We start from the raw sequence: 25,232 nt of genomic DNA on the forward strand, positions 1-25,232 counted from the left end.
ATTGGGCATCATTTGTGAAGGTGAAATAGAACCATTAATTCTGGATACAATAGAGTTTCGAACCTTTGTAGCCCACTATAATATTGAGTTGGTTGCGGTAACTCAGGCAGGAGGTAAAAAAGAATTCGGTGCTACGCGAATTGATAAACATCGGCAGATTCTCCTGGATAAAGGAGCGGAACAAATTATCGTATTGGTTGACTTAGACACAGACAGTTGCATAACTTTTACAAAGCAAGAGCTTATTCAACATCCAGATCAAATTGTCGCTGTGGCCGTTAAAGAATTCGAGAATTGGTATCTCGCTGATACGGCTGCATTAAGTCAATTTATAGGTGCCTCAGTAAATGAGATACCTAATCCTGAAGATGACTACGATCCTATAACAACCATTATAAATTTGGGATTAGTGTCAAGACGTTTCAAGAGGTTTCGCAAGAGTAAAATTCTCTTAGCCAACGCCATGAAGCCTAACGGCTTTTCTATCGAAAATGCAGCTCAGCACCCAAACTGCCCGTCGGCGCAGTATTTTTTAACCAAATTGCAAACCCTCGCTTCGGCGAATTGATTACAGATTATGAAAAAATACGAGTACACCGAAAAGAAAGACACCCGCTCGGGCTTCGGCGCGGGCATTGCCGAACTGGGCAAATCGCACCCGAATGTTGTCGCCCTGACTGCCGATTTGGCCGGGTCGCTCAAACTCGAAACGTTTATCAAGGAAAACCCCGACCGGTTCATTCAGTGCGGCATTGCCGAAGCCAACATGATTGGCGTGTCGGCGGGATTAACCATTGGCGGGCATATACCTTACGCCACCACGTTCGCCAACTTTGCCACGGGGCGGGTGTATGACCAGATTCGGCAGTCGGTAGCATACTCGAACAAGAACGTCAAAATCTGCGCGTCGCACGCGGGCCTGACGCTGGGCGAAGATGGCGCCACGCACCAGATTCTGGAAGATTTGGGCATGATGAAAATGCTGCCTAACATGACCGTCATCAACCCCTGCGATTACAACCAGACCAAAGCGGCTACCATTGCCATTGCCGACCACGTTGGGCCGGTGTATCTGCGCTTTGGGCGGCCCGTGATCCCGGTGTTTACGCCCGCCGACCAAAAATTTGAAATTGGCAAAGCGTGGACCGTCAACGAAGGCAAAGACGTGTCCATTTTCTGCACGGGCCACTTAGTTTGGGAAGCCATCAAAGCGGGTGAAATGCTGGCTGAAGAGGGAATTGACGCTGACATTATCAACATTCACACAATTAAACCGTTAGATGAAGAAGCGATTCTGGCATCAGTGAAGAAAACGGGCTGTGCTGTCTCCGCCGAAGAACACATGCTTAACGGTGGCTTAGGTGACAGTGTAGCACAGGTGCTGGCCCGAAACTATCCCGCCCCACTCGAATACGTTGGTGTTCATGACACCTTCGGCGAAAGCGCCACACCCGACCAGTTGATGAAAAAATACGGACTCACCGCCGATAAAATTGTTGAGCAGGTGAAGAAAGCAATAGCCAGAAAGTAGAGATGCAATACCTTGCGTCTCCTGCTGCCGGACGGTTTGTCGGTTGTTTAACTGACGCATAGGAGACGCAAAGAGACGCAACGTATTGCGTCTCTACACACATAAAATGACTGACGCAGAACTCCTCGCCAAATACCGCGATCCATCGACCCGCAACTATGCTTTTAATCTGCTGGTACGCCAATACCAGCAGAAAATTTATTGGCATATTCGGAAAATGGTCATCGACCACGACGATGCCGACGACCTGGTGCAGGAAACGTTCATAAAAGTGTGGAACAGCCTGGAACAGTTTCGGGGTGACAGTCAGTTATATACCTGGATTTACCGCATTGCTACCAATGAATGCCTGAACTTTCTGAATAAGAAACGCCGGCGGTTTTTTCTGCCCATTGGCGATGTTGAAGGCGAGTTAATGGAAAAGCTGGAAAGCAATTCCAACTATGTCACATCAGGCAATGAACTAAGTGGTGAAGAAATCCAGATGAAACTACAGAAGGCGCTGTTGAAATTACCCGACAAACAGCGGTTAGTCTTCAACATGAAGTACTTCGATGATATGAAATACGAAGAAATTGCCGATATTACAGGTACGTCCGTCGGTGCCCTGAAAGCGTCTTACCACCTGGCGGTCAAAAAAATTGAGGATTATCTAACGAAAACAGATACAACCGATTAAACCCCGGCCCATTGACGCTGTCAAACCCCCAGACACCGGGATAGACTTGTGTATCCTGTACACACCTACTACCAATGAACGATAACAACAACTTTCGGCTTGATGAACTACCGCCCGAGCATCCCATGCGGCAAGTGCCGTTTGTAGCGCCGGACGGTTATTTTGATTCATTACCCTCGCGGGTTCAGGCCCGTGTGGCCCATAAGGCAAAACCGGCCTTTAGTATTAGCTGGTCGTGGCAGCGCACCGCCGTCTCACTGGCCGGTGCCAGTCTGATTGCCGTACTTGTGTGGCAAACATTACCGCAACGCCAGGATTCATTGCCCAGCGAAGCGCTGGCAGGCGTTAGCAATGAAGTGATTACGGCTTACCTCGACGAACAGGGCATTAACGCTGACGAACTCGCTGATGGTCAGCAGCTTCATTCGTCGTTGGGAAATGATACAACGGCTATTCAATACCTGAATCTCCAGCCAGACGAAATTCAGCAACTTATTAATGAACAGAGTGTGCCAAACGAATCGAAGGTTGGCTCTTGATTTTTAGATTAGTTAACCTTATCACAATGAGAACTATATGGATTGGCTGGCTGGTTGGTTTGATGCTGTTTGCTCAACTGGCTGTGGCACAAGACCCGAATGGCCGACAAAAAATTGAAGCGGCAAAGATCGGGATGATTACCAACCGATTGAATCTGACCACCGATCAGGCTCCCCAATTCTGGGCCGTTTATAATGAATACAACGGGAAGAAGCAGGAACTGAACCGGCGGATTCGGCAATTGACGAACGAGCCATCGCGCAGCAACCTCAACGACAATCAGTTAGTGAACGGACTGCGGGAAGTGAACGCAACGAAACAAAAACTTGCCGATCTTGATGAAGAGTACATGGGGCGGTTTTTGAAAGTTATCAGCCCGGCGCAATTGGCGGAGTTGAATAAAACCGAGCAGGTGTTTAATAAAATGCTGCTTAATCGATTGAACAGAGAAAACTAAACAAAACAGCTCCGACTACCTGCCGGGGCTGTTTTGTTTAGTACCGCACCACTTTAAAGCGTGAAATGCCCCCGTTGAACCGGATTGTCATTTTCTTTGGCGCGGCATCGTAACCGGGGCTGACGAATTTACCCCCGCCAACATCCGTGAAGTCATCCAACTGTTCGAGATTGAGCGCACCGTCTTTCTCAATCCGGCAACCCACTTCTTTCGGAACACGCACCGTCACCGAAGCCGCGCCAACGTCCAGCTTTATATCAGACTGATCCGCTTTAGCGCCTAACTTCAGGTCAAGGTCGGCGGCTCCAGCGCCGATTTTCAGGCTTTTCACAACATAATCACTCAAATCCAGGTCGCCCTGCCCCGCGCCGAGGGCAATGTCCATCGTCCAGACGGGCCTGGCGTTCAGGTGTACATCGACACGATTCTCGAAATCGCCATCCTTCAAATCGAATTCCTGATGCTCTTCCGTTGGCTTCAGTTCAATAGTTGGGATGTGGGTTGTTTCGTCGCGGTCGACGGACATCGAATACGTGCCCACCGACTGCTTCGTATCGGCTTTGATAAGTTCAGATGATGGGCCGCTGATAATGAATCGACCCGCTCCTCCCGCCAGTTTCAGGACTGCTTCGCGGGTGTCGGCATCCATTGCTTCGGCAAACGTATTGGTTTGCACGCTGGAGCTTTCCGAATCCCGGCCTTCACGTTCGGCACGGTAGTCGTCCTGGTTGTCATCGTCGTCCGAATCATCTCCATCATTGTCTGAATTGCTTCGGTCATCATCGTCGTCATCATCGTCATGATTCCAGCGCATATGGAACCCATCGCGGTCGCGACCATGATTAAATAGCCCAAACAATGTAGTGGGTACGGCTACAGCCAGCATTACGGTTGTGATGAATGCGGCCGGATTGCCGCGCCGTTCCAGAATCAGATTAGCGCCAGCCAGAATGAGCAGTACCGGCCATAAATTGACGAGCGAGTGCCAGTCGACATCGAGCCAGCCAGCCCGACGAGCCAGGAACAATACGCCCAGCGTAAGCAGAAAAATTCCCCAGAATAATCCGTTTCTTCGTTGCATGGTAAACTGTTTCAGGTTTCAGGTTCAACGTTTCAGGTTTCGATAGATAACCGCTCCGGCAACCCGGCTGGAACCTGAAATAGTGAACCTGAAACGTTTATTAGAGCGATCCGTTCGGATCGTTGCTGCTGGGAGGATTACTGTTTGAGTCGTATGGCGTTTTGATGCGATCTTTGAAAATCAGCCAAAGACCAATGGCAATCAGCATAAATGGCCACAGATCGCCAAAGTCAATATCGAAGTAGCGGTCGATGAGAAACATAATACCAAGCACAATGAGAACGGCTCCGCCAATAAGGCTACGGTCGGGAGAGGCAGGTCGATTAGGATTGTAGGGGTCCATGGAGAAAATAGGGTTTGCGTAAACGGTTAATTGATTGACAGATGCCCCAAGCGGCTGCTTCGGCATGACGATCCACAAGATAACATAAATCAGTAACGCTGGAAAATGAGGCAGCGGAATACCGAGCAAAAAAATCAACCGCACAACCGTGCGATTTAACCCAAAATACTGCGCCAGTCCGGCTGCTACGCCCCCGATCATTGCCTCGTCGGAGATGCGTTCTAGCGGAGTGCCGCCCAATCGTTTGTTCATGGCTTTTTGTGTTTAAAACCGCTGTAAACGTAGCAGGTGGAAAGGTCTGGCGGAAAGAGAATTGGACGGAAGGACGCGGCAATGGATGGAAGTATGTTTTCAATGATAGTAGGTAATACATAGTACTGTTTTTTACTCGACCTCGATGGCTTCCAGAATATCCATTAACTGACCAAACTCTTTGTTACCGGGTCGCTCTTCGGTTCCACCGCTCAGGGCAATCCCCCGAACGGGCAGTTCGGCCAGCAACTCGTGGACGTTCGTCGCCGAGATTCCGGTGCCCAATAAGATAGAGTAACGGGTTGCAACCCGTTGCAGAGCTGTTTTCAGGTCAGTATCGAGGTGGAGTGGGCCATTGCTTTCGAGCAGGATATAGTCGGCCCCGGTCACGCCGGTCTGAAACAAGGTATCGAGCTGGTCGAGCGTCAGTTGCGATAAATCGACCCGAAGAATGAGGGGTTTGCCCAATGCCGCGAGGTAAGGCAACATAGCTCCTTCGTCGATCTGTAAGGCATCAGGCTGGTAGGCGTCGAGAAGTTGCTCAATAACTTCAGGGTCGGTAGCGGTGGTTTCGCCAACAATCTGTACACCCGCCACCCACGATTTTATTTCATTGAATGTTGTGGTGTCGACATAATCTGGTGAGCCGGTATCCATCGAGAAGCCGAGCATATCGACACCCATACCGGCGCAGTAGCGGGCATCGCTGAGATTTGTAACGTTGGAAATTTTAACGAGCGTTTTAAGAGCCATCAGTAAACAGGTATCAGAGACCGGAGAAAAGGCATCGGAGCGTAGCACAAAGGTACAGACAGCGCATTAGCGCATGGCTACGTGAAGTTTAAATTTCTCAGCCACCTTGTTTCGTATGGGTTTCAGCGACATGAGGTATGTGTAGATTGCCCCCAGATCCTGCTCGTTCATACCCCCATACATCGTCCAGGGCATCAGTGTCTGAAAATCTTTTGGGCCAACTTTCTGTGGTTTATAGCTACTGTCGGCGTAGGCTCTAAACCGGGCAATAAATGCTTCTTTAGTCCAGGCGCCAATACCCGTCTCTTTGTCGGGCGTGATGTTAGGTGTATAGAGCGTCCCCGCTGGCAACTTAAAATCCCGGCCACCCGAAAAAGCCTTCTCCTGAATTATCTGGCCTTTTTCAACCTGTGTATGGCACTCCACACAACCAGCGATCATCACCAGGTACTTACCCGTAGCCATTTCGTCGTTGGGGTCAGGCACGGGCATTGGCTCCGCTTTTTTCGGGATGGTGTTCAGAATAAAATTGAACGGAAAATCAGCGTTTGAGTCGGCAGGTTTGTTGTCGATGGGTTTAAGGGTACGCACATACGCAATGATGCTCTGCACATCCTCGTCGTTCATTTTACCGTAATATGGGTACGGCATAACCGGAAAAAACGCATGTCCATCGCGGCTGACACCCGTTGTAACGGCCCGGTAGATTTCACCGTCGGTCCAGTTTCCAATGCCGAACGGCGTAATGTTTTTCGAGGTAAATGAGCCGGGGAAGCCCATCTGCTGATTAAATAGTTCACCCCCTTTACCCAATGTTCCTGGCACTACCGGTGCCGAAAACAGGCTGTAGTCGCGGGTGCTGTGGCAATCCATACAGACTGTAACATGATTAGCCAGATACTCGCCCCGTGCAATACGCTTGGGTGTGGCCTCTACCTTGAACGTCGGCGCATCGCCTACATTAGGCAAAGCCAGTTTAACATAAGCCAGCAGACCAGCGATGCCCAGAGCAATTACGCCGATCACAATACCGATCACTTTAGCAACTTTTTTCATCAGCAGTTAGGGAAAAGGAGGATTAAGTAGTTTACCAGTAAATTGTTGATAATCATCGAAAAGTAACAACTCACTACCTTACTACTTTTTCTTATTATTAAGCGGTAGCGATTTTAGCATCAGCCTGATTACAGGTTCCGGGCGTTTCGGCAATCTATAGGCAACCTTGTTCAGCTTCGGACAAATAGTGTACGATTTCGGACAGGCTCCAGCACACGAACAAGCCAGTAGAACCAGTGAAGCAACTTTTTAAAAAATGGCAAAGCATTTGTTCTACAAAAATTAATCTTATTCTTTCGTCATGAAACGAACATACTTAGGCGAGTTTGAAGAAATCGTGTTACTGACCGTTGCTGTATTGAACGATGCGGCTTATGGAGTGGCCACTACTGACGAACTGGAGCGGCAAACGGGCCGCTCGGTCAGCATTAGTGCCGTTCATGCGGCCCTGCACCGGCTGGAAGAGAAAGGCATGCTCAGATCGCACATGGGCGAAGCTACTGCCGAGCGCGGGGGCCGACGCAAACGCCTGTTCTCCGTGACAGCTCTGGGAAGCCGAACACTCCACGACATCCGGGCCGTACGCGACCAGCTATGGAGTTCGATTTCCCCACAGGCTCTTCCCACTTTCAGTTTAGCAGGCTAATGAAAAATGCACCATACGTACCGTATAATGAAACCACTTTAAGTTGTATTGTTCATTCTACATTTTTCATTAATCAGTATGAAAACTCCCCCCCGCTGGGCCGACCGCCTGCTCGAATGGTTCTGCGCTCCTCATCTGCTGGAAGAAGTGCAGGGCGATCTGCATGAGCGATTCACCCGGCGGGTTGCCACCCTTGGCGCAGCAGAAGCCCGTCGGCAATTCGTGCGGGAAGTGCTGAGTTTTCTGCGCCCGTTTGCTCTGAAACGAACACCTACTGCGTATTCGTCATTCTTTTCATTACATCCTGTTATGCTACAAAACTGCATTAAAACAGCCCTGCGTAATCTGGCCAAACACAAAGTCAGTACGCTCATTAACCTCTTCGGGCTTACGCTGGGCGTAACGGCCTGTCTGGTCATTTACATTATCACAAACTACGAACTGAGTTATGATACGTTTCACCCCGACAGGGAACGGATTTATCGACTGGTCGGCGAGTCGCAATACGGCAACCCGAGTGAAAAACATCCGGTCGGATTCATACCGAATGCCGTTCCCGAAGCGATACGAAAAGAGATTGCGGGCTTAGAAACCGTAGCAGCTTTTCACAACATCGAGTCGGATGTACTCATTCCCAATGGCCGGGAAAAACCAAAACGATTTGAAAGCCGACGGCGCACAGGCGGCAGTGCCGATCTGGTGGTTGTTGACCCGCAATACTTCGATCTGTTTAAGTATGAGTGGTTGGCTGGAAACCCAAAAACCGCCCTGAATGAGCCGTTTACACTGGTGCTGACGCAACAAAAAGCGCGTACCTATTTTGGTGATTTGCCGCTTGATCAACTTATCGGCAAGGAAGTCATTTACCAGGATTCGGTGCGGGTTAGCGTAGTGGGTATTGTGAAAGATTGGGCGCACCCCACTGACTTCACCTTCACGGATTTCATTTCGTCGGCCACCATCCGGACCAGTCAGTTGGCCCGTGAAATCAACCTTGATGAATGGAATGATATCTGGTCGGCTTCGCAGGCGTTTGTCAAGTTGCCAGCAGGCACTACACCGGCTCAGTTGACCCCGCTTTTCGAGCGTTTTGGCAAAGCCCATTTCCAGAAGGAGTTCAAATTTACGCCCGGTCTGCAACCCTTATCCGACCTGCATTTCAATGAGGCCTATCAGGATAATTATTCCCGCAAAGCCCACTTACCAACGCTATATGGCCTGATGGCGATTGCCGGTTTTATTCTGCTGATTGCGGCTATCAACTTCATCAATTTGTCCACGGCTCAGGCCGTACAGCGGGCGAAGGAAACGGGCATTCGGAAAGTGATGGGAAGCAGCCGCAGGAACCTGGTTCTTCAATTTTTGAGCGAAACGGCCTTTCTAACGTTTATAGCCGTCTTAATTTCCGCAGTACTCGTTAACCCAATACTCGCCACGTTTCAGTCGCTGACGCCCAAAGGCTTAACGTTCGACCTGTTCAGTGTGCAAACGCTGGCGTTCTTACTATTCGTTACCGTAGCCACGTCGCTGCTGGCCGGTTTTTATCCATCCTGGGTAGTATCTTCGTATTTACCGGCATTGGTTTTAAAAGGCCAAACCGCGCTGAAAGGTGGGCAGAAAGGCTATTTACGGAAAAGCCTGATTGTTTTTCAATTCACGGTTTCCTTAGTGTTTATCATTAGAACCCTGGTGGTGAGTCGGCAGCTCCATTTCATGCGGAACAAAGACCTGGGTTTTTCAACCAACGCCATTGTATCAATCCGGCCCGCCGGTGGCGACGGCAAAGGGCCGGTTCTGGCCCAGAAGCTGAAGCAATTAGCGGGTGTTGAGCGGGTCACGATGGAATGGTTTCCGCCCATGGGCGAAAGCTACATGGTCACCAAACTAAAATACCGGGGCATGAAGGAAATCGAGATGGACGTTTCGGCGAAGGTGGGCGATGAGAACTTTATTCCGCTCTATCAGCTACGATTGCTGGCGGGTCGAAATTATCTGAAAAGCGACTCGCTTCGGGAGTTGGTTATCAACGCCACCTACGCCAACGCATTGGGCTTTAAAAAACCAGCCGATGCTTTAAATCAACTGATTGAACTGCAAGGCAAAACGTATCCCATCGTGGGCGTAGTTGCTGACTTTCATGAGCAGTCATTTCATGAAAAAATTGGGGCAGTCTTTATCGCTAATTTACCACAAGCCCGAAACATCGGCGTCAAACTCGCTACCAAAGGGAAACAGGCAGGTGATGTTAGGGCGACACTGGCCAGTATGGAACAACAGTGGAAGGAAGTGTATCCCGATACTAAATTCGAGTACACCTTTTTGGATGATTCCATCGCTAAACTCTACGAAAAAGAAGCGAAAACCGGGCAACTCGTCAACACTGCCACCGCCATCGCCATTCTGATTTCGTGCATGGGCTTGTTCGGTCTGGCGACGTTTACGGCGCAGCAACGCACCAAAGAAATTGGGGTGCGAAAGGTGCTGGGCGCGTCGGTCACCAGCATCGTAACGCTTCTCTCGAAAGATTTCATGAAGCTGATTCTGATTGCTATCCTGATCGCGTCGCCCCTGGCGTGGTGGGCCATGAACCAGTGGCTGAGGGACTTCGCCTATAAAATCGACATCGAATGGTGGGTATTCGCCGGGGCGGGTCTGCTGGCCGTTGGCATTGCCTTACTGACGGTTGGCTTTCAGAGTGTGAAAGCGGCTTTAACAAATCCAGTCAGGAGTTTACGAACCGAATAAGCGTTAAGTAACTTAAGCCTACAGCCATGAAACCAGCCGTTGTTATTCTCCTCCTTTTTTGCCCGATAGCGTATTTATTCGCTCAGCAACCCGACTCATCCTTCCCACCGACAGATTCCCTGCCATCGGTCAAACTCCCACCCGAACTTGACCGGGTGCTGCGCGATTATGAACGGGACTGGCAGGCCAGCCACATTGAGGCATTGGTGTCGCTGTTTGTCCCCGATGGGTTTGTGCTTCAACCGCGTCGACCCGCTATCCGGGGCCATGCGAATTTAAAGGCAGCCTATCGACATTCGGCTGGGAGTCCGTTGTTTTTGCGGGCATTATCCTTCGCTCAGGAAGGTTCAGTTGGGTATATCATTGGCGCCTACCGCTCTGCCGCAACGGGCAGCGATATTGGCAAATTCATACTCGCCCTCCGCAAAGGAACCGACAAACGCTGGCTAATTGCCGCCGATATGGACAACTCAGTGCGGTGAGCACGGGGCAGGGTGCATGGAGCAGAGAACTCTCCCTGCACCCTGCCCCGTGCTCAGCTTTCAAGACTGTCCTGGGCCATAAAGCTAAATACACATCCGGCGAGTTGTCGTCCTAAACCGTACAGAATTCGTCCGAAACTGGACAACCCCGCATTTCTGCTTTCTTAAAGATGTGCTGTAAGTGCGGCAAAAGCCTTTTTTCGATATTGGCAAGGCATTTGCTCAGCAAAAATAGAACTAATTAGTAGCCATGAAACGAAGCTATTTGGGCGAGTTCGAGGAGATTGTTCTGCTGACCGTTGCCGTAATGGAAGGTCAGGCTTACGGTGTAGCGCTCACCCACGAACTTGTTGAGCAGACGGGTCGTTCGGTGCGCCTGAATCAGATTCATGCCGCCCTGCAACGCCTGGAAGAGAAGGGCATGGTGAAATCCGTGATGGGTGAACCAACTGCCGAGCGCGGGGGCCGACGCAAGCGACTATTTTCCGTGACAGTCTACGGGCAGCGAACCCTGCAGGAGATTCAGGCCGTGCGGGCGAGTTTATGGAATCGACTGCCAAGTCCACTCAACCCGGCCATGAGCGTATGAAACCCAATCCGCCCCGCTTAGCCGACCGTTTGCTGCGGTTCTTCTGTGCTCCTCACCGGCTTGAAGAGGTACAGGGCGACCTCCACGAAGAGTTCGCCTACCAGGTCAACCGCATCGGCGAACGACGGGCGCGGTGGCGCTACTGGCGGGACGTATTGGGGTTCGTGAAACCTTTTGCCCTGAAGCGTAAACCCACCGGCGACCATCGCGGTGCGTATTCCTTAACCTATCTCATAAATCCGGATATGCTACAGAATTATATCAAAATCGCTTTTCGCCAACTGTGGCGAAACCGGCTGTATAGCCTGCTCAACATTGGCGGGCTGGCCCTCGGCATGGCCTGCTGCCTACTCATTGCCCTGTATGTGTATGACGAGTGGAGCTACGACCGCTTCAACGCCAATTATGACCACATCTACCGCGTAACGGAAAAACAAAAACAGGCTGGTGGAGTTTTTGATGTCGCCGTAACGCCCGGCCCATTGGCACCGGCGCTGGCAAAAGACTTCCCCGAGGTGCTACAGGCTACCCGCGTGGGGCAGTGGTCGGGGTTGCTGACTCAGGGCCGCCAATCGACGGAATCAGACCAGATGCTGATTGTAGATTCCAGTTTTTTCAGCCTGTTCAGTTTCCCGCTGTTGGCTGGGAATCTGAAAACCATTTTTCGCAGCCCCGACGAAGTGATTTTCAGCGAAGCAATGGCAAAGCGGATCTTCGGGGAAAACTGGCAAAAAAAGAATGTGCTGGGTCAGTCGTTCACAGTCAATAACGAGCAAACCCTAACGCTGGTGGGGGTAGTCCAGAACGCACCCACTCGTTCGCACATTCAGTTCGAGGTCCTGCTTCCATTCAGGTGGGTTGAGCGATATGACCAATGGGGCAACAAATGGAACAGCAACAACTACCATACCTACGTTCAGCTTCGGCCCGGGCCATCCGGCGACCCTGCCGATCCAATTGCCTTTGGCGAAAAAATCAAAGGGCAACTGAAACGCTACGATGCCGGCAACGACGCTCAGTTAGTGCTCCAGCCCCTGTCGGCCATTTACCTGCACTCAACCTTTGCATTCAGAACCGATTTTGGCAAACGCAGCGACATAACCTACGTTCGTATTTTTGTGGCCGTTGGGTTAATTGTTCTGTTGATTGCAGTCGTTAATTTTATCAATCTTGCCACAGCGCGGGCCTCGCAGCGGGCCAAAGAAGTGGGCGTTCGCAAAACAGTAGGCGCGCAGCGTTCATCACTGATTGGGCAGTTTCTGGGCGAGGCCTTCCTGATGACAGGGTTAGCCGTTACGACAGCCCTGCTGATAGCCGACGTATTGATGCCCCTATTCAACGACCTTTCCGGCAAAACCCTTCAGATTCCCTATCAACTCCCTGTTTTTTGGCCAATTCTGATCGGATTGACAGGCGTTGTGAGTCTGTTAACGGGGCTATACCCGGCTTTTTTCCTGTCGGCGTTCCGTCCGGCACGGGTTCTCAAAGGCATTTTCAACGTACAGGCGGGCCGGGGCTTCCGGCAGTCGCTGGTGATTGGGCAGTTTGTCTTTGCTATCACTCTGGCCATCAGCACACTATTTATTTACCGTCAGTTGGCTTACCTACAGAGTGCCAAATTAGGGTTCGATAAATCACAGTTGCTCTACGTCCGGCTTAAAGGTGATCTGCGGGCGAAGGCAATGGTGTTGAAAAATGAGATTAGCCGGTTACCGGGGGTGGCGCAGGCATCGGTTGCAACGAGCAATTTAGTCGATATCAGCAACGAGACAACCATTGACTGGCAGGGACAGATCCCAAAAGATGAATTTCTTATCACGCAAATGAACATTGACGCCGATTTCATGAAACTGGCGGGCATGTCGCTGGCTGCCGGGCGAAATTTTTCGAACCGGATTACAGCCGATACATCGTCCAGACAGGGCGCCTACCTCATTAACGAAACAGCCGCCAGGCGCATGGGCTGGACACCCACTGTGGCGTTGGGCAAGCGGGTCAAATTCTGGGGGATGGACGGTAACGTGATTGGCGTTCTGAAAGACTTTCATTTTCAGCCCCTTCGCGTAGCCATCAAACCGTTCATTTTTCGCTTCCGGCCCAAGGATTTCTATTTTACCCTACTGGTCAAAACAACGCCCGGCACCGTGTCGCGCACCCTCACCGACGTAACAAAGGTGTACAAAAAACTGGACCCCGATCACCCCATCAGCTACGGGTTTGTGGATCAGGACGTAGACGCGCAGTACCGGGCAGAGCAACGCACGGGCCGTATTATCCTCTACTTTTCCATCCTGACGATTTTGGTATCCTGCCTGGGTCTGTTCGGGTTAGCCGCCTTCACAGCCGAACAGCGGACGAAAGAAATCGGCATCCGTAAAGTACTGGGAGCCAGCATACATAGTATCGTTGTTTTGCTCTCCAAAGATTTTTTGAAGCTGGTCGGAATAGCGATTGTGATTGCCAGTCCGATAGCGTGGTGGGCGATGAGTCAGTGGCTTCAGAACTTCGCTTACAAAATCGACATGGACTGGTGGGTGTTTGCCGGGGCGGGCCTGCTGGCCGTGAGCATTGCCTTGCTGACAGTGAGTGTACAGAGCATTAAAGCGGCTCTGATGAACCCAGTCAAATCCTTACGTAGCGAATAGCCGGGAAGCGCCCGGCGCCCCTCACTGGCTGGTGGAAGTGCCGCCAGGCCGCCGGAGCGGGCGACCTGCATGAGGAGTTTGCGTATTAGGTCAGCCGGGTAGGTGAACGCCGGGCGCGGTGGCGCTACGGGTGGGATGTGCTGGAATTTTTGAAACCTTTTGCCTTGAAACGTAAACCCGAACCGTTTACCTCAACTCCGTTCAGAACCATGGAAATGTTCCGAAATTACGTTGCCATAGCCATGCGCCAACTGTGGAAAAATCAGTTGTTCAGCGCCCTAAATATCATTGGGCTGACCGTTGGATTAGCCGTCAGTACGTTCATTGCCCTCTATGTCTGGCATGAATTTCATTATGACCGTTTCCAGCCGTTTGCCAACCGAACGTACCGGATTTTGTCAGTAGCCAAATACGGTGGAGAAGAAGTTACGTTCTTCGGCTTGCACGAATCGTTCGGGCGCGAGATAAAACGACAGATTCCTGAAGTAGAGCAAGTTGTTCGCTGGACCGATGGTTTGGGCGATGTGGTGTTACAGTCTGACCAAAACCATCGATTCAAAGAAATTAACATTGGCTTCGCCGATCCCTCGCTACTGTCAGTAATGGGGTTGCAACTGCTTCAGGGCGATGCAGAAACGGCCCTTAGCGAGCCGGGACGCATTGTGCTGACCCGCCAACTGGCGGAGAAATATTTTGGCGACCAGAATCCAATCGGGAAAACGCTGATTTTTGATAAGCATTTCCCCCTAACTGTTTCGGCAGTACTCAATGACCTACCCACCAATTCAGTGGTTAGCTTCAATGGGTTAGTTTCATTAAGTTCCATGCCCACACTCGGCCCAAAACAGCAGAGTATAGTTAAAGGAGGTGGTTTTCTAACGACGTATCTGGTCCTACGACCGGGCGCCAGCACGAGCGCCGTCGAAAAAAAATTACAAAAAGTAAAAGCCGACGTACAGTTCGCTGACATATCGGCCAACTACATTCTCGAAGCTTTACCATCACTCCATTTAAATAGCCGCAGCGAGTCGAAAGATGCCCGACAGTCGTTGTATATTTTACTAACAATAGCCCTGGTCATCCTGGCATTGGCAGTCATCAACTATGTGAGTCTGACTACGGCCCGCGCTACTAAACGCGCCAAAGAAGTCGGCATCCGCAAGGCCATTGGCGGTCAGCGCCTTGAACTGATTGGTCAGTTCTTCGTCGAATCGTTTCTGACGACCACACTGGCCTTTGTCTTATCGCTGGCATTACTTCGGGCCATTTTTCCCTGGGCGAATCATGCCCTCGATTTGCACATGGACAGTCGGGTGCTACGTCAGGGGCCATACTGGGGCCTGATGCTGGTCTTATGGCTGACCTGTTCGGTGCTGGCCGGTGCATATCCGGCGCTTTTACTGTCTGCATTCCGGCCCGTACTGGTACTAAAAGGGGCAACGACCATGCGATATGGCGGGGCTGGATTGCGGCAGATTTTCACAACGGTTCAGTTTACGGCGAGCATTGGGCTGCTGATTTGCAGCGTTGTGTTGTACACCCAAATGAAGTTTCTGCGGACGAAGAATCTGGGTATTAACCGGGCCCAGGTAGTGGCGATGTACATCGACAATGATCTGGTACCGCAGTTTCCGGCCCTGCGCGACGCCGTTCGGCAGTGGGCGGGCGCTGGCAACGTAGCGGTAACGAATACCCGATTGTTTACCAATAACATCCTGACCTATTTTCTGGAAACGGCAAAAACCAGAAAACAACTCATGGTTAACGCCCTGACCGTCGACAAACCTTTTTTCGACATGATGGGTGTTCGGTGGCAGTATCGCCCGGTTGGCTGGGAAGCGGGTAGTATTACGAAAGAATTGACCATTTATAACCAGACACTGATGAAAGAAGCCGGGATCGCAGGCAATCCCCCGGAACAACCCGCTCCGTTTAAAGACCATCCTGCCGACGGTGTCGTGGCCGATTTTCATGTGCGGAGTTTACACGGAACGGTATCGCCCATGATGCTGTCGATCGTGAGCGATACGAGCCGTTCGATCCTGGCAAACGGCGGCTATCTGTTAGTTCGGCTAAAGGCACAGACCAATGTACCGGACGCACTCACTCAACTCAGGAAACTATATGACCGTAGTCATCCAGCCGTCCCCTTCGACTATTATTTTCTGGATGAGGCTTATGACAGGCTCTACGCTAAAGAAGAACGGCTGGCCCGGCTCTTCAACGGGTTTACGGCACTTACATTACTGGTAGCGTGCCTGGGCTTGCTGGGACTAATGACATTTTCAATCGAAGCCCGGACGAAAGAAATCGGCGTTCGGAAAGTGCTGGGCGCGTCGGTCACCAGCATCGTAACGCTTCTCTCGAAAGATTTCATGAAGCTGATTCTGATTGCCATCCTGATCGCGTCGCCCCTGGCGTGGTGGGCCATGAACCGGTGGCTACAGGATTTTGCCTACAAGATTGACATTGCGTGGTGGGTATTTGGGCTGGCAGGTGGTTTGGCAACGAGTATTGCCCTACTGACGATCTCATTTCAGTCGATCAAAGCGGCTCTGGCCAATCCGGCAAAGAGTTTGCGAAGTGAGTAAGCAAACGTAGTCGGGTACTGCCGTGTGAGGATACGTTTAAGCGGTCAGAGCGCGGCAATCATCCGGTCAAAAACTGCCCGTTGTGTTCTCATCGACTGAACTTTATCGGCTGGATTGGTATGGCATTCGAGGAGTACCCAGCCGCTATACTTCATGTTGGCCAGATTGGTTAGCAGTTCGTTGTAGGGATAATCAGTTCGGTCCAGTTCGCGCACGTGGCAGGTGGCCCCGAACCGATTTTTTACGAGGTTGAAATTAGATTGAAACCCGTTGCCGTTCAGGTCCTGCGGGTTGCAGTTCCAGCAAATCGTTGCGTTGGGATGGTCGGCAACAGCCATAATTTTTTTAATGTTGGGAAGTTCCTGGGTTTCTTCACCGTGTACTTCCAGCCGGAACTGCTGCCCGAAGTCGGCGGCATAGCGGGCCAGTTCGTTCAGCGATTTTCCAATTTGGGCAAGCGTTTGTTCGGCAGCAATCTCCTTGTGGAGGGCATTGGGTTTCACTTTCACGCCCGACCCGCCCACATCGGCACTCAGTCGGATGAATTCTTTGGTCCGGTCGATGGAGGCTTTCAGTTGGCCCTGATCGGGAAAATCATATTGCTGGTTTGTACCCAGCCCCACCAGTTGAACGGGGCTGTCGGCAAATTTCTTCTTAACGGCCAGCCGTTCTGCCGTAGTCAGTTCGGGCCTTACGTTATGGGCATGATCCACCCGCAATTCCACCCCCTGTATGTTTGTATCGGTACAGTTTTTAATCAGTGTCGGCACGTCCCAGTCTTTTCCCCACAGATAAGTAACCAACCCCAGTTTCATGGCTGATTTTTTCCATACAGCTTCGGTGGCGAAGGCTGGTCCCGAAACAATCGTAGCCCCGGCCAGCAGGGAGATTTCTTTCAGAAAGGTTTTTCTATTGATGGTTGACATAGCTAACGGTCGCGGAATTCTGAAGTAAAAGCGGGAAGAAAATAGGTTATACTATTCCAGCAGTCGAATCAGAATAAACGTAGCCAGTTCAGCAAGCAACAGGCTGAAATGCGTGGCAGATAAGCCACCGAGTGTATAAGCCAGGAAGAATTCATCGGCCAGAATGAAAGCGGCCCACAGGCCAATGGTGATGCCGAGGGCCTGATGCACAAGGACTTTCTCGTTTGGGGTTTGCCGGATGGTTCCGATGAATGCTTTCCAAAAAACCATCATGCCAAACCCCTGCCAGACAATAACCCCCGCAAACAGCAGCCCCGCCACAAAAACCGGCAACCCATACACGCCGATAACCTGTTGAATGAGGCCGAAATTTCCCGAAGCAAACGGCCAATTGGACGGAAGCAGCCCCAGGGCCTTGAGGGCGTCAGCACTGTTACTGAGCAGCACAATGGAAAAATAGAGCGCCCAAAACAGGATCAGGCCAGACCGGATTTGTCGATTGATTGTTTGCATGATTTACCCATCAGACGGATGTCCCGCAGCCTCATGGTGGGTAATATACTACATAGAGCCTTACGAACCGCCTGACCAGTTGCCGATTACTGACACCCGTTCGACGGGCTACCTCTTCCAGCGAAAGCTGCCCATTGGCCTGCCTGATTTGCCCAATACTGAAGTCAACGGCAGCGGCCGACCGGCCCGTATCCGGTTTTCCCGATTTTCGTGGGCAATCAGATAGGGCTGATGATAAGCACCCGCTGGACCGTCGTTTTAACCTCCTCGACGTGTACCTGCATGTCATGAACACATGGCCCTCATACATCCCGCAGGTCGATGAGTTGGTTCGTCATGTTGTGCATCGGCACCGGAAAGAACGGACAGGCACTACCGCCCGCGAAGCAAACCGACACAAAGCCTACATTTCCCTGCGTCTGAACGTCCATAAACTGGTTCAGGCGGATGGTAATAAAGCTCCGGCCCAGCGGGGTCATAACCCCGCTCGAAGACGTGGCGTGCTGGGGGTTGCAGAAATTAACAAAAAGCTCCACACGAGTATCAGGCAGCACCCGCAATGGCCCCGACGAAACAATTGGCCCATCCCGTTCGATGGAGCAAATCACCTTCACAAATGGCTTCAGAACGGGGTCAATATTATACAACGGGTAGGGCATTCACCGAAGGGCGTGGGTAGGCAACCGGGCGAATTTATTCGGGCTGGTAGTGCTATTGGTATCAATACGGAACTTTATCCTTCAAAAATTTCGCTCAGCTTGAGTTGAATCCCCGTTACGGGGTCGGTTAATACGCCCTCCGCAACATTGATTTGACGACGATCAGGAAGCAAAATAGAAACGGTTTGCACCGTAGGCACCACTAACCAAACCGATTTAACGCCCGCCGGAAAGTGCTTTTTGTAGATGCGGTCGCTCAGGCTATTCAGGCCTTGCTCGGGAGGAAGAATTTCAATGGTTGTCAGGGGCACCTCCTGCACAATGATTTCATCGGCCAGCCAATTGGTTTTGCGCTTAGGCATTATGCAGGTCGGGCCGGGTTTTGCCAGAGGCAAAATCAAAGTCAAGTTCGGTTAGGATACTATATTGATTGCGATAAACTGATAATAGTAAAAAAGCCAGATGGCTCTGTAAAACGGAATGATTATAACTGGACATTTTTTCGTCTTGAAATTCGTCGCCAACAGGGTGTTCAATAACCGCTTCCATAGCCTGACCGAGTTTTTTCAAAGATAACAAACTTCGGCCCAATACGGGCAGTCGTTCGGCTGAAATTTCCCCATACGCTTTACCCCATCTCCTGCCGTTCACTATCGGACGGATGAATGTCCAAAAACGGACATCATTCCAGGTCAGACTCTCTTCGCAACTGCGTTTTGAGCACGTAGAGCCATTATTAAACTGTTGGCACTGCATTTGTTCGACATTATCGTATAATATATACAGGCAATGAAACGAGCCTTTCTGGGAGAGTTTGAAGAGGTAGTTCTGCTCACGGTAGCCATCCTCAGCGAAGGGGCTTATGGCGTTTCGGTTACGCAGGAAATCGAGCAGAAAACGGGCCGCGCAGTTGGGTTCAGCACGGTCCATACAACCCTGCAACGCTTAGCCGAAAAAGGGTTCCTGACGTCCCAAATGGGTGGGGCTACGGCCGAGCGGGGTGGTCGGCGAAAGCGGTTTTTCACCGTCACAGCCGCCGGGCGGAAAGCGTTGCAGGAAGTGAAGCAGGTACGTGCGGAACTGTGGAATGCGCTGCCCCCGCAAACGCTGCAACTGATGGGTGGATGAGGGGAATGAACAATGGATAATGAATAATGTACAATGTAAAATGAACCCGCCTGTGCCCTGACATCAACCCCCTGAATTCTCCATTCTCCATTCTCCATTCTTCATCATGAAACCGCCTGCCTGGGCCTCCTGGCTACTCAACGCCTTCGGCCACCCCGATACCCGCGAAGAAGTGCAGGGCGACCTGCTCGAACTTTATACCCATTGGGTCAGGACCGTAGGCGAACGCAAAGCCAACTGGCGGTATGGCCTGAGTGCGCTGAAACTCCTGCGGCCTCTGACCAAACCGAACCGATTAACCCCATATCCTTCACCTTTCATCCTGAGTCCTGACATGCTACAGAATTATCTCAAAATCGCTCTTCGTACCCTATGGAAAAGTAAAGGGTATGCCGCCATCAATGTGGCTGGTCTTTCCGTAGCGTTCTGCATCTGTGTCTTTCTCTTTCTGACAGTCTACCGGCAGTTGACGTTTGATTCGTTCCATGCCGATGGCGACCGCATTTTCCAGACGTATCTGTTCTCGAACGATCCGGAACGGGCAAGCCGTTCCGGCGGGATGCCCCTCCCCTTCACACCAGCCTTAAAAACCGACTACCCGGACGTAGAAGCAGCCGCCCGGCTCATGTCGGGACGAACGAGTCTGGTCACGTACAAAGGCAAGTATTTCGATAAATTAGTCGCCCTGACGGACCCGGATTTCCTGAAACTGTTTTCGTTTCCGCTGCACAAAGGGAATCGGGAAACCGCCCTGCGTGATTTGAGCAGCATCGTCATCAGCGAAACCATGGCCAGGGCAGTGTTTGGCCTCGAAGACCCCATCGGTAAACGCCTGCAGGCAGGAAATGAGGGCAACCCAAAGACCTACATCGTTACCGGCGTGTTAGCCGATTTGCCAGACAATTCATCCATTCGGTGCGACGCGTTGATTCGGATCGAGAATGCCCCAACTTATCAGGCAGACAAAGATAAATGGGACGCCAACTCGCATAGCGTTTTCATCAAATTAGCGGCCAATACGGACCAAACGACGGCTGAAACGAGATTCAGGTCGTTTGCCCAAAAGTACTTTTCGTCCACTATCGAAACGCTTAAGAAGAAAGGCGCGAAACCCGACGAGCGGGGCGACGTATTTGCGGTGCGGCTGCAAAAACTGGCTAATGTTCATTTTGATACAGAAATAGCCGGCGGGAAAGGCGCCCCCATTGCGGTGGTGTATGCCCTGCTGGGCATCGGCTGTTTTATCCTGCTGATTGCCTCGATCAACTTCATCAACCTGAGCATTGCCCGGTCTTTCACCCGAGCGCGGGAAGTGGGCGTGCGAAAGTCTTTAGGTGCCCTCAAAAGCGGGTTATTCGTTCAAATCTGGGGCGAGTCGATTTTAATCTGTTTCGTAGGATTTCTGGTTGGTTCGCTGCTGGCCTACAGTCTTGTGCCCGCCTTCAATGCCGCCTTTGAGTCCAAAATCAACCTGGCCCATCTGCTCCAGCCGGGTTTTGTTGCCGTCATGCTGGGCGTCTTTGCGGTCGTTACCTCAGTGGCCGGTGGGTATCCAGCCTGGAAAATGGCCACGTTCAAAACGGTAGAAGTCCTCAAAGGAAAAGTTACACTGAAACGACCAGGCGTTCTACGTAACTCACTGATCGTTACCCAATTTACCATATCCAGTTTATTAATTTGCTGTACGATTATTGCCATTCAGCAGATTGAGCATTTACGCCGGCAGCCGCTCGGCTTTCAGAAAGAACAGGTGATCAGTATCCCTGTAGGCAACCGGGTAAATGGGCGGCAGGTGCTCGGTCGACTGCGAAACAAGCTGGCGAATGACCCCACGGTGCTGGCCGTGACCGGCGCAGGCGTCAACCTGGGCAAGGGTAAAGATCGGGTCACGTCCAGAACAGTCATTGGCTATACCTATAAGGGAAAAGACATTTCAACTGACTGGCTGTTAGTCGATTACGATTACCTCAAAACCCTGAACATCAGGCTTCTGGACGGTCGCGAATTTAATCCGGCTTATCCATCCGATTCGGTTAATCGGGTCATTGTCACCGAAAGTATGGCTAAACTGATCGGTTCGGCCAACCCGGTGGGTACGTTGCTGAAAGATGATAAAGATACGACGGGCACCCCGTCACAAATTATTGGGGTGATTTCTGATTTTCATCTGTATGCCTCAACGGATGAAAAGAAACCGATTACGATGCACCTTTCGCATTCAGAGCCACTCAATTACGTGTTTGTTCGGGTGGCCCCGCAGAGTCTGAGCGGGTCAATGAACAAGCTTAAACAACTCTGGGAGGAAGTCGCTCCTCAATCGGAATTTATGGGGTCCTTTCTGGATGAAAACCTGGATGCCTGGTATAAAAATGAGCAGATGCTGTCGCAGATTTTCAGTCTGGCGTCGGGAGTGGCCATCCTGTTGTCCTGCTTAGGGTTGTTTGCCGTTGCCCTGCTGGTTATTGAGCAACGCACTAAAGAGATCGGTATCCGAAAAGTCATGGGGGCCAGCATTCCCGGCATCGTCCTGCTGCTTTCCCGCGACTTCGTCAAGCTGGTATTCATTGCGTTAGCTATTGCCATTCCCCTTGCCTGGTTTGCCATGCAGGCGTGGTTAGCCAACTACTCGTATCGAATCGACATAAGTGCCTGGGTATTCATAGCGGTTGGCCTGTCTGCCATTCTGATTGCACTGGCAACGGTGAGTTTTCACAGCATCAAAGCGGCTCTGATGAACCCAGTCAAGTCACTGCGCTCGGAATGAGATGAAGAATGAATAATGTACAATGAACCCGCCTGTGCCCTGACATCAACCCCCTGCATTTTTCATTATCCATTATCCATTCTCCATTCTCCATTCTCCATTCTCCATTCTCCATTCTTCATCATGAAACCGCCTGCCTGGGCCTCCTGGCTACTCAACGCCTTCGGCCACCCCGATACCCGCGAGGAAGTGCAGGGCGACCTGCTCGAACTTTATACCCATTGGGTCAGGACCGTAGGCGAACGCAAAGCCAACTGGCGGTATGGCCTGAGTGCGCTGAAACTACTACGGCCTCTGGTCAAACCCAAACTATCAACCCCATATCCTTCACCTTTCATCCTGAGTCCTGACATGCTGCGAAACTATTTTAAAATCGCCTGGCGGAATCTGGTTTTGCACAAAGCCTTTACTGCCATCAACATTATAGGGTTGGCGGTAGGCCTGGCAACCTGCCTGCTGATTGTGCTGTTCGTCGTTCATGAGTTGAGCTATGACCGTTACCATACCAAAGCCGACCGAATATTCCGCATGGTCATGCATGGTCAGATTGGTGGAAACGAGGTCAATACGGCTACGGTTGGGGTTCCGGCGGCTGCGGCCTTAGCTCGTGATTATTCGGGCATCGAAGCCACTACCCGGTTGTATCAGGAAGGTACGTTCATTGTTAAACATGCCCAGGAGCGATTTAAGGAAGAACACGTCGTTTTTGCCGATTCTAATTTTTTTGAGGTGTTCTCAATCCCGCTGCTGAACGGGAATCCCAAAACGGTGTTGGCTGAACCGAATACGGTTGTCATCACCGAAACCACAGCCCATACCTACTTCGGTGAGCAAGACCCTGTCGGCCAAACCCTGACGATGGGTACACGCGGGCTTTTTCGGGTAACGGGCGTTTGCCAGAACATTCCAACAAATACCCACTTCCACGTCGATCTGTTTCTCTCGATGCGCTCAATTCCCCTGCGCGACAAATGGCTGGCCAGTGGCGCTCATACCTATCTGGTTCTCCGGCCCGGTTATTCCATAGAGACGCTGAAAACCAAATTGCCCGAACTGGTCAGGAAGTACATTGGCCCCGAAATTCAGGAGTTTTTAGGAATAAGCCTGACTGAATTTTTACGCAAGGGTGACCAGTTAAGTTTTCAGTTTCAGCCCGTTACGGACATTCACCTCCGGTCGAATCTGGAGGCCGAAATCGAACCGAACAGCGACATCAACTACGTGTATATTTTTTCGGCCATCGCCGTTTTTATTCTGCTCATTGCCTGTATTAATTTCATGAACCTGTCAACGGCTGGCTCGGCGGGCCGGGCCAAAGAGGTTGGCATTCGGAAGGTGCTCGGCTCAGTGCAACGGCAATTGATTGGCCAGTTTCTGAGCGAGTCGGTGCTGATTACATTCATGGCGCTGGTCGTTGCTCTGGGCATTGTGGCCGTGTTACTGCCGAGTTTTAATCAATTGTCGGGTAAGCAGTTTGGGCTAAATTCGCTCACAAAGGGATGGATGCTGCCGGGTATCGGACTGGCCTGTTTATTCATTGGGTTACTGGCCGGTAGTTATCCTGCTTTTTTCCTGTCGGCCTTTAAACCAGTGAGCGTTCTGAAAGGCCGCCTGCAGGCCGGGGCCAGAAGTGGCTGGCTCCGGAACACACTGGTTACCATACAGTTTGTAGTGTCTATCGGGATGATCATCGGCACCGTAGTCGTTTCCCAGCAGCTCCGGTTTATCCAGAACAAAAAAGTAGGCTTCGACAAAGATCAGGTGCTGATTCTGCACGACACCTACACGCTCGGCTCCAGCGTCAATGCGTTCAAAGCCGAACTGGTAAAACTAGCTCAAATACAGAACGTTACACTCGCCGGGTATTTGCCTGCCGGAGCCTCCAATAACGGGGCGGAAGGTTTCCAGCCAGAAAACGGAGCGGCTCAGCCAGTCACGTATCGGAACAAAACGTATACCATCGACGACAACTACCTGGCCACATTAGGCATTGGCCTGAGCCAGGGGCGTAACTTCTCGAAAGCGTTTCCTTCCGACAGTGCCGCTGTGCTGGTCAATCAGGCAGCCGTCCGACAGTTCGGCTGGAAAAACCCCATCGGCAAACGGCTCTCAACGGTGGGCGATGGCAGCCCCGAAAGTAAGCGCACCTACACCATTATTGGCGTAACAAACGACTTTCACTTCGAGTCGATGCACCAGCGCATTGCCCCGCTGGTGATGCTTTACGGCACCGACCCGTATCAGATGGCGTTACGGGTTCGCACTGGCGACATACCCACGCTGTTGACAACCCTGGAACAGCGATGGAAAGCACAAACCGATAATCCATTTGCGTATTCGTTCCTGAACGAGCGGTTCAATGCCATGTACCAGTCTGAGCAGCGCGTGGGTCAATTGTTTGGCATTTTTGCGGGACTAACCGTTGTTATCGCCTGTCTGGGGCTGTTCGGACTGGCGATGTTCACGGCGCAGCAGCGTACCAAAGAGATTGGCGTCAGGAAAGTCCTCGGCGCGTCGGTGGTCAGTGTCGTTGCCCTACTCTCCAAAGATTTTTTGAGGCTGGTTTTGGTCGCTATGCTGATTGCCTGCCCCCTTGCCTGGTATGCCATGAACCGGTGGCTACAGGATTTTGCCTATAAAATCGACATGGCGTGGTGGATGTTTGGCCTGGCCGGTTTGCTGGCCATTGGCATTGCCTTACTAACGATTAGCGTCCAAACTCTAAAAGCTGCCCTGATGAATCCCGTCAACTCCCTGCGTTCCGAATAGCAGGGGGCAGGGGGCACGGAGCACGGTTTGCCCCTGCTCCGTGCCCCCTGCCCCCTGCTATTCAGCCCTTACGCTAATTTTTT

24 protein-coding genes and 1 pseudogene are annotated in these 25,232 nt (G+C 51.4%); 16 read left to right on the plus strand and 9 right to left on the minus strand.

Annotated elements, in window-relative coordinates; genetic code table 11:
- Nucleotide 1 precedes the first annotated feature (1 nt).
- The 5 genes from ACYVI1_RS23745 to ACYVI1_RS23765 all read left to right on the plus strand — a co-directional run bounded on the left by ACYVI1_RS23745 (nt 2) and on the right by ACYVI1_RS23765 (nt 3,207).
- On the plus strand, nt 2-568 hold the full coding sequence (locus tag ACYVI1_RS23745; RefSeq protein ID WP_460913339.1) for a DUF4276 family protein: 567 nt from the start codon (nt 2-4) through the stop codon (nt 566-568).
- Between the two features lie 9 nt (nt 569-577).
- Nucleotides 578-1,531, plus strand: coding sequence for a transketolase family protein (locus tag ACYVI1_RS23750; RefSeq protein ID WP_460913340.1), 954 nt, complete (start codon nt 578-580; stop codon nt 1,529-1,531).
- Nucleotides 1,532-1,637: 106 nt separating this feature from the next.
- Entirely contained in the window at nt 1,638-2,210 is a 573-nt protein-coding gene (locus ACYVI1_RS23755; protein WP_460913341.1) for an RNA polymerase sigma factor, read from the plus strand.
- A gap of 74 nt (nt 2,211-2,284) precedes the next feature.
- A complete protein-coding gene (locus tag ACYVI1_RS23760; RefSeq protein ID WP_460913342.1) occupies nt 2,285-2,749 on the plus strand; it encodes a hypothetical protein in 465 nt (154 codons plus the stop codon).
- A gap of 26 nt (nt 2,750-2,775) precedes the next feature.
- A complete protein-coding gene (locus tag ACYVI1_RS23765; RefSeq protein WP_460913343.1) occupies nt 2,776-3,207 on the plus strand; it encodes a hypothetical protein in 432 nt (143 codons plus the stop codon).
- 37 nt (nt 3,208-3,244) lie between these two features.
- Here the strand turns inward: ACYVI1_RS23765 and ACYVI1_RS23770 are convergent, their stop codons facing one another.
- The 4 genes from ACYVI1_RS23770 to ACYVI1_RS23785 all read right to left on the minus strand — a co-directional run bounded on the left by ACYVI1_RS23770 (nt 3,245) and on the right by ACYVI1_RS23785 (nt 6,692).
- Nucleotides 3,245-4,288 (minus strand): LiaI-LiaF-like domain-containing protein, encoded by a 1,044-nt coding sequence (locus ACYVI1_RS23770; RefSeq protein WP_460913344.1) that lies wholly within the window; start codon nt 4,286-4,288, stop codon nt 3,245-3,247.
- Between the two features lie 100 nt (nt 4,289-4,388).
- The gene (locus ACYVI1_RS23775; protein ID WP_460913345.1) at nt 4,389-4,883 is read right to left on the minus strand and encodes a PspC domain-containing protein; all 495 of its coding nucleotides are present in this window, start codon (nt 4,881-4,883) and stop codon (nt 4,389-4,391) included.
- Between the two features lie 132 nt (nt 4,884-5,015).
- Nucleotides 5,016-5,636, minus strand: coding sequence for a phosphoribosylanthranilate isomerase (trpF, locus tag ACYVI1_RS23780; RefSeq protein ID WP_460913346.1), 621 nt, complete (start codon nt 5,634-5,636; stop codon nt 5,016-5,018).
- 66 nt (nt 5,637-5,702) lie between these two features.
- Nucleotides 5,703-6,692, minus strand: coding sequence for a c-type cytochrome (locus tag ACYVI1_RS23785; protein ID WP_460913347.1), 990 nt, complete (start codon nt 6,690-6,692; stop codon nt 5,703-5,705).
- A 301-nt stretch (nt 6,693-6,993) separates the two neighbouring features.
- Here ACYVI1_RS23785 and ACYVI1_RS23790 point away from each other — a divergent pair, with 301 nt between their 5' ends.
- The 7 genes and pseudogenes from ACYVI1_RS23790 to ACYVI1_RS23820 all read left to right on the plus strand — a co-directional run bounded on the left by ACYVI1_RS23790 (nt 6,994) and on the right by ACYVI1_RS23820 (nt 16,390).
- Nucleotides 6,994-7,338 carry a PadR family transcriptional regulator gene (locus ACYVI1_RS23790; protein WP_460913348.1) on the plus strand — a complete coding sequence of 115 codons (345 nt, stop codon included), beginning with the start codon at nt 6,994-6,996 and terminating at the stop codon, nt 7,336-7,338.
- Between the two features lie 78 nt (nt 7,339-7,416).
- Complete coding sequence (locus ACYVI1_RS23795; protein WP_460913349.1) at nt 7,417-10,083, plus strand: permease prefix domain 2-containing transporter; 2,667 nt, start codon at nt 7,417-7,419, stop codon at nt 10,081-10,083.
- A gap of 26 nt (nt 10,084-10,109) precedes the next feature.
- A complete protein-coding gene (locus tag ACYVI1_RS23800; RefSeq protein WP_460913350.1) occupies nt 10,110-10,565 on the plus strand; it encodes a YybH family protein in 456 nt (151 codons plus the stop codon).
- Between the two features lie 250 nt (nt 10,566-10,815).
- Nucleotides 10,816-11,154 (plus strand): PadR family transcriptional regulator, encoded by a 339-nt coding sequence (locus ACYVI1_RS23805; RefSeq protein ID WP_460913351.1) that lies wholly within the window; start codon nt 10,816-10,818, stop codon nt 11,152-11,154.
- A complete protein-coding gene (locus tag ACYVI1_RS23810; RefSeq protein WP_460913352.1) occupies nt 11,151-13,799 on the plus strand; it encodes a permease prefix domain 2-containing transporter in 2,649 nt (882 codons plus the stop codon). The genes ACYVI1_RS23805 and ACYVI1_RS23810 overlap by 4 nt, the downstream gene beginning before the upstream one ends.
- A 101-nt stretch (nt 13,800-13,900) precedes the next feature.
- Nucleotides 13,901-13,966 (plus strand): annotated as a pseudogene (locus tag ACYVI1_RS23815) (hypothetical protein); the annotation flags it as partial.
- A 42-nt stretch (nt 13,967-14,008) separates the two neighbouring features.
- Nucleotides 14,009-16,390 carry an FtsX-like permease family protein gene (locus ACYVI1_RS23820; RefSeq protein WP_460913353.1) on the plus strand — a complete coding sequence of 794 codons (2,382 nt, stop codon included), beginning with the start codon at nt 14,009-14,011 and terminating at the stop codon, nt 16,388-16,390.
- Between the two features lie 44 nt (nt 16,391-16,434).
- On the opposite strand, the gene ACYVI1_RS23825 is transcribed toward ACYVI1_RS23820, so the two are convergent.
- On the minus strand, nt 16,435-17,316 hold the full coding sequence (locus tag ACYVI1_RS23825) for a sugar phosphate isomerase/epimerase family protein (RefSeq protein ID WP_460913354.1): 882 nt from the start codon (nt 17,314-17,316) through the stop codon (nt 16,435-16,437).
- A gap of 51 nt (nt 17,317-17,367) precedes the next feature.
- Nucleotides 17,368-17,829, minus strand: a complete 462-nt coding sequence (locus ACYVI1_RS23830) for a hypothetical protein (protein WP_460913355.1) — start codon at nt 17,827-17,829, stop codon at nt 17,368-17,370.
- Between ACYVI1_RS23830 and ACYVI1_RS23835 the strand changes: the two genes are divergently transcribed.
- Entirely contained in the window at nt 17,828-18,055 is a 228-nt protein-coding gene (locus tag ACYVI1_RS23835; protein ID WP_460913356.1) for a hypothetical protein, read from the plus strand. The two genes, ACYVI1_RS23830 and ACYVI1_RS23835, sit on opposite strands and share 2 nt — an antisense overlap.
- Nucleotides 18,056-18,131: 76 nt before the next feature.
- Here ACYVI1_RS23835 and ACYVI1_RS23840 read toward each other — a convergent pair whose 3' ends face one another.
- The 3 genes from ACYVI1_RS23840 to ACYVI1_RS23850 all read right to left on the minus strand — a co-directional run bounded on the left by ACYVI1_RS23840 (nt 18,132) and on the right by ACYVI1_RS23850 (nt 19,244).
- Nucleotides 18,132-18,488, minus strand: coding sequence for a DUF6597 domain-containing transcriptional factor (locus ACYVI1_RS23840; protein WP_460913357.1), 357 nt, complete (start codon nt 18,486-18,488; stop codon nt 18,132-18,134).
- Between the two features lie 74 nt (nt 18,489-18,562).
- On the minus strand, nt 18,563-18,850 hold the full coding sequence (locus tag ACYVI1_RS23845; RefSeq protein WP_460913358.1) for a hypothetical protein: 288 nt from the start codon (nt 18,848-18,850) through the stop codon (nt 18,563-18,565).
- Nucleotides 18,843-19,244, minus strand: coding sequence for a hypothetical protein (locus ACYVI1_RS23850; protein ID WP_460913359.1), 402 nt, complete (start codon nt 19,242-19,244; stop codon nt 18,843-18,845). Before ACYVI1_RS23850 ends, ACYVI1_RS23845 begins: the two co-directional genes overlap by 8 nt.
- 33 nt (nt 19,245-19,277) lie before the next feature.
- Between ACYVI1_RS23850 and ACYVI1_RS23855 the strand changes: the two genes are divergently transcribed.
- From ACYVI1_RS23855 to ACYVI1_RS23865, 3 genes are all read left to right on the plus strand, one after another.
- A complete protein-coding gene (locus tag ACYVI1_RS23855; protein ID WP_460913360.1) occupies nt 19,278-19,616 on the plus strand; it encodes a PadR family transcriptional regulator in 339 nt (112 codons plus the stop codon).
- Between the two features lie 106 nt (nt 19,617-19,722).
- Entirely contained in the window at nt 19,723-22,380 is a 2,658-nt protein-coding gene (locus ACYVI1_RS23860) for an ABC transporter permease (protein WP_460913361.1), read from the plus strand.
- Nucleotides 22,381-22,503: 123 nt separating this feature from the next.
- The gene (locus tag ACYVI1_RS23865) at nt 22,504-25,149 is read left to right on the plus strand and encodes an ABC transporter permease (RefSeq protein ID WP_460913362.1); all 2,646 of its coding nucleotides are present in this window, start codon (nt 22,504-22,506) and stop codon (nt 25,147-25,149) included.
- Nucleotides 25,150-25,232: the final 83 nt, after the last annotated feature.

Source organism: Spirosoma areae (genome assembly GCF_054781775.1).

Coding starts and splice junctions, on each gene's coding strand:
- ACYVI1_RS23830 (WP_460913355.1), bottom strand. CDS start 17,829: ATGCAAACAATCAATCGACAAATCCGGTCTGGCCTGATCCTGTTTTGG.
- ACYVI1_RS23750 (WP_460913340.1), top strand. CDS start 578: ATGAAAAAATACGAGTACACCGAAAAGAAAGACACCCGCTCGGGCTTC.
- ACYVI1_RS23775 (WP_460913345.1), bottom strand. CDS start 4,883: ATGAACAAACGATTGGGCGGCACTCCGCTAGAACGCATCTCCGACGAG.
- ACYVI1_RS23765 (WP_460913343.1), top strand. CDS start 2,776: ATGAGAACTATATGGATTGGCTGGCTGGTTGGTTTGATGCTGTTTGCT.
- ACYVI1_RS23820 (WP_460913353.1), top strand. CDS start 14,009: ATGGAAATGTTCCGAAATTACGTTGCCATAGCCATGCGCCAACTGTGG.
- ACYVI1_RS23850 (WP_460913359.1), bottom strand. CDS start 19,244: ATGCAGTGCCAACAGTTTAATAATGGCTCTACGTGCTCAAAACGCAGT.
- ACYVI1_RS23840 (WP_460913357.1), bottom strand. CDS start 18,488: ATGCCCTACCCGTTGTATAATATTGACCCCGTTCTGAAGCCATTTGTG.
- ACYVI1_RS23855 (WP_460913360.1), top strand. CDS start 19,278: ATGAAACGAGCCTTTCTGGGAGAGTTTGAAGAGGTAGTTCTGCTCACG.
- ACYVI1_RS23760 (WP_460913342.1), top strand. CDS start 2,285: ATGAACGATAACAACAACTTTCGGCTTGATGAACTACCGCCCGAGCAT.
- ACYVI1_RS23810 (WP_460913352.1), top strand. CDS start 11,151: ATGAAACCCAATCCGCCCCGCTTAGCCGACCGTTTGCTGCGGTTCTTC.
- ACYVI1_RS23770 (WP_460913344.1), bottom strand. CDS start 4,288: ATGCAACGAAGAAACGGATTATTCTGGGGAATTTTTCTGCTTACGCTG.
- ACYVI1_RS23755 (WP_460913341.1), top strand. CDS start 1,638: ATGACTGACGCAGAACTCCTCGCCAAATACCGCGATCCATCGACCCGC.
- ACYVI1_RS23805 (WP_460913351.1), top strand. CDS start 10,816: ATGAAACGAAGCTATTTGGGCGAGTTCGAGGAGATTGTTCTGCTGACC.
- ACYVI1_RS23790 (WP_460913348.1), top strand. CDS start 6,994: ATGAAACGAACATACTTAGGCGAGTTTGAAGAAATCGTGTTACTGACC.
- ACYVI1_RS23835 (WP_460913356.1), top strand. CDS start 17,828: ATGATTTACCCATCAGACGGATGTCCCGCAGCCTCATGGTGGGTAATA.
- ACYVI1_RS23785 (WP_460913347.1), bottom strand. CDS start 6,692: ATGAAAAAAGTTGCTAAAGTGATCGGTATTGTGATCGGCGTAATTGCT.
- ACYVI1_RS23800 (WP_460913350.1), top strand. CDS start 10,110: ATGAAACCAGCCGTTGTTATTCTCCTCCTTTTTTGCCCGATAGCGTAT.
- ACYVI1_RS23845 (WP_460913358.1), bottom strand. CDS start 18,850: ATGCCTAAGCGCAAAACCAATTGGCTGGCCGATGAAATCATTGTGCAG.
- trpF (WP_460913346.1), bottom strand. CDS start 5,636: ATGGCTCTTAAAACGCTCGTTAAAATTTCCAACGTTACAAATCTCAGC.
- ACYVI1_RS23795 (WP_460913349.1), top strand. CDS start 7,417: ATGAAAACTCCCCCCCGCTGGGCCGACCGCCTGCTCGAATGGTTCTGC.
- ACYVI1_RS23825 (WP_460913354.1), bottom strand. CDS start 17,316: ATGTCAACCATCAATAGAAAAACCTTTCTGAAAGAAATCTCCCTGCTG.
- ACYVI1_RS23865 (WP_460913362.1), top strand. CDS start 22,504: ATGAAACCGCCTGCCTGGGCCTCCTGGCTACTCAACGCCTTCGGCCAC.
- ACYVI1_RS23860 (WP_460913361.1), top strand. CDS start 19,723: ATGAAACCGCCTGCCTGGGCCTCCTGGCTACTCAACGCCTTCGGCCAC.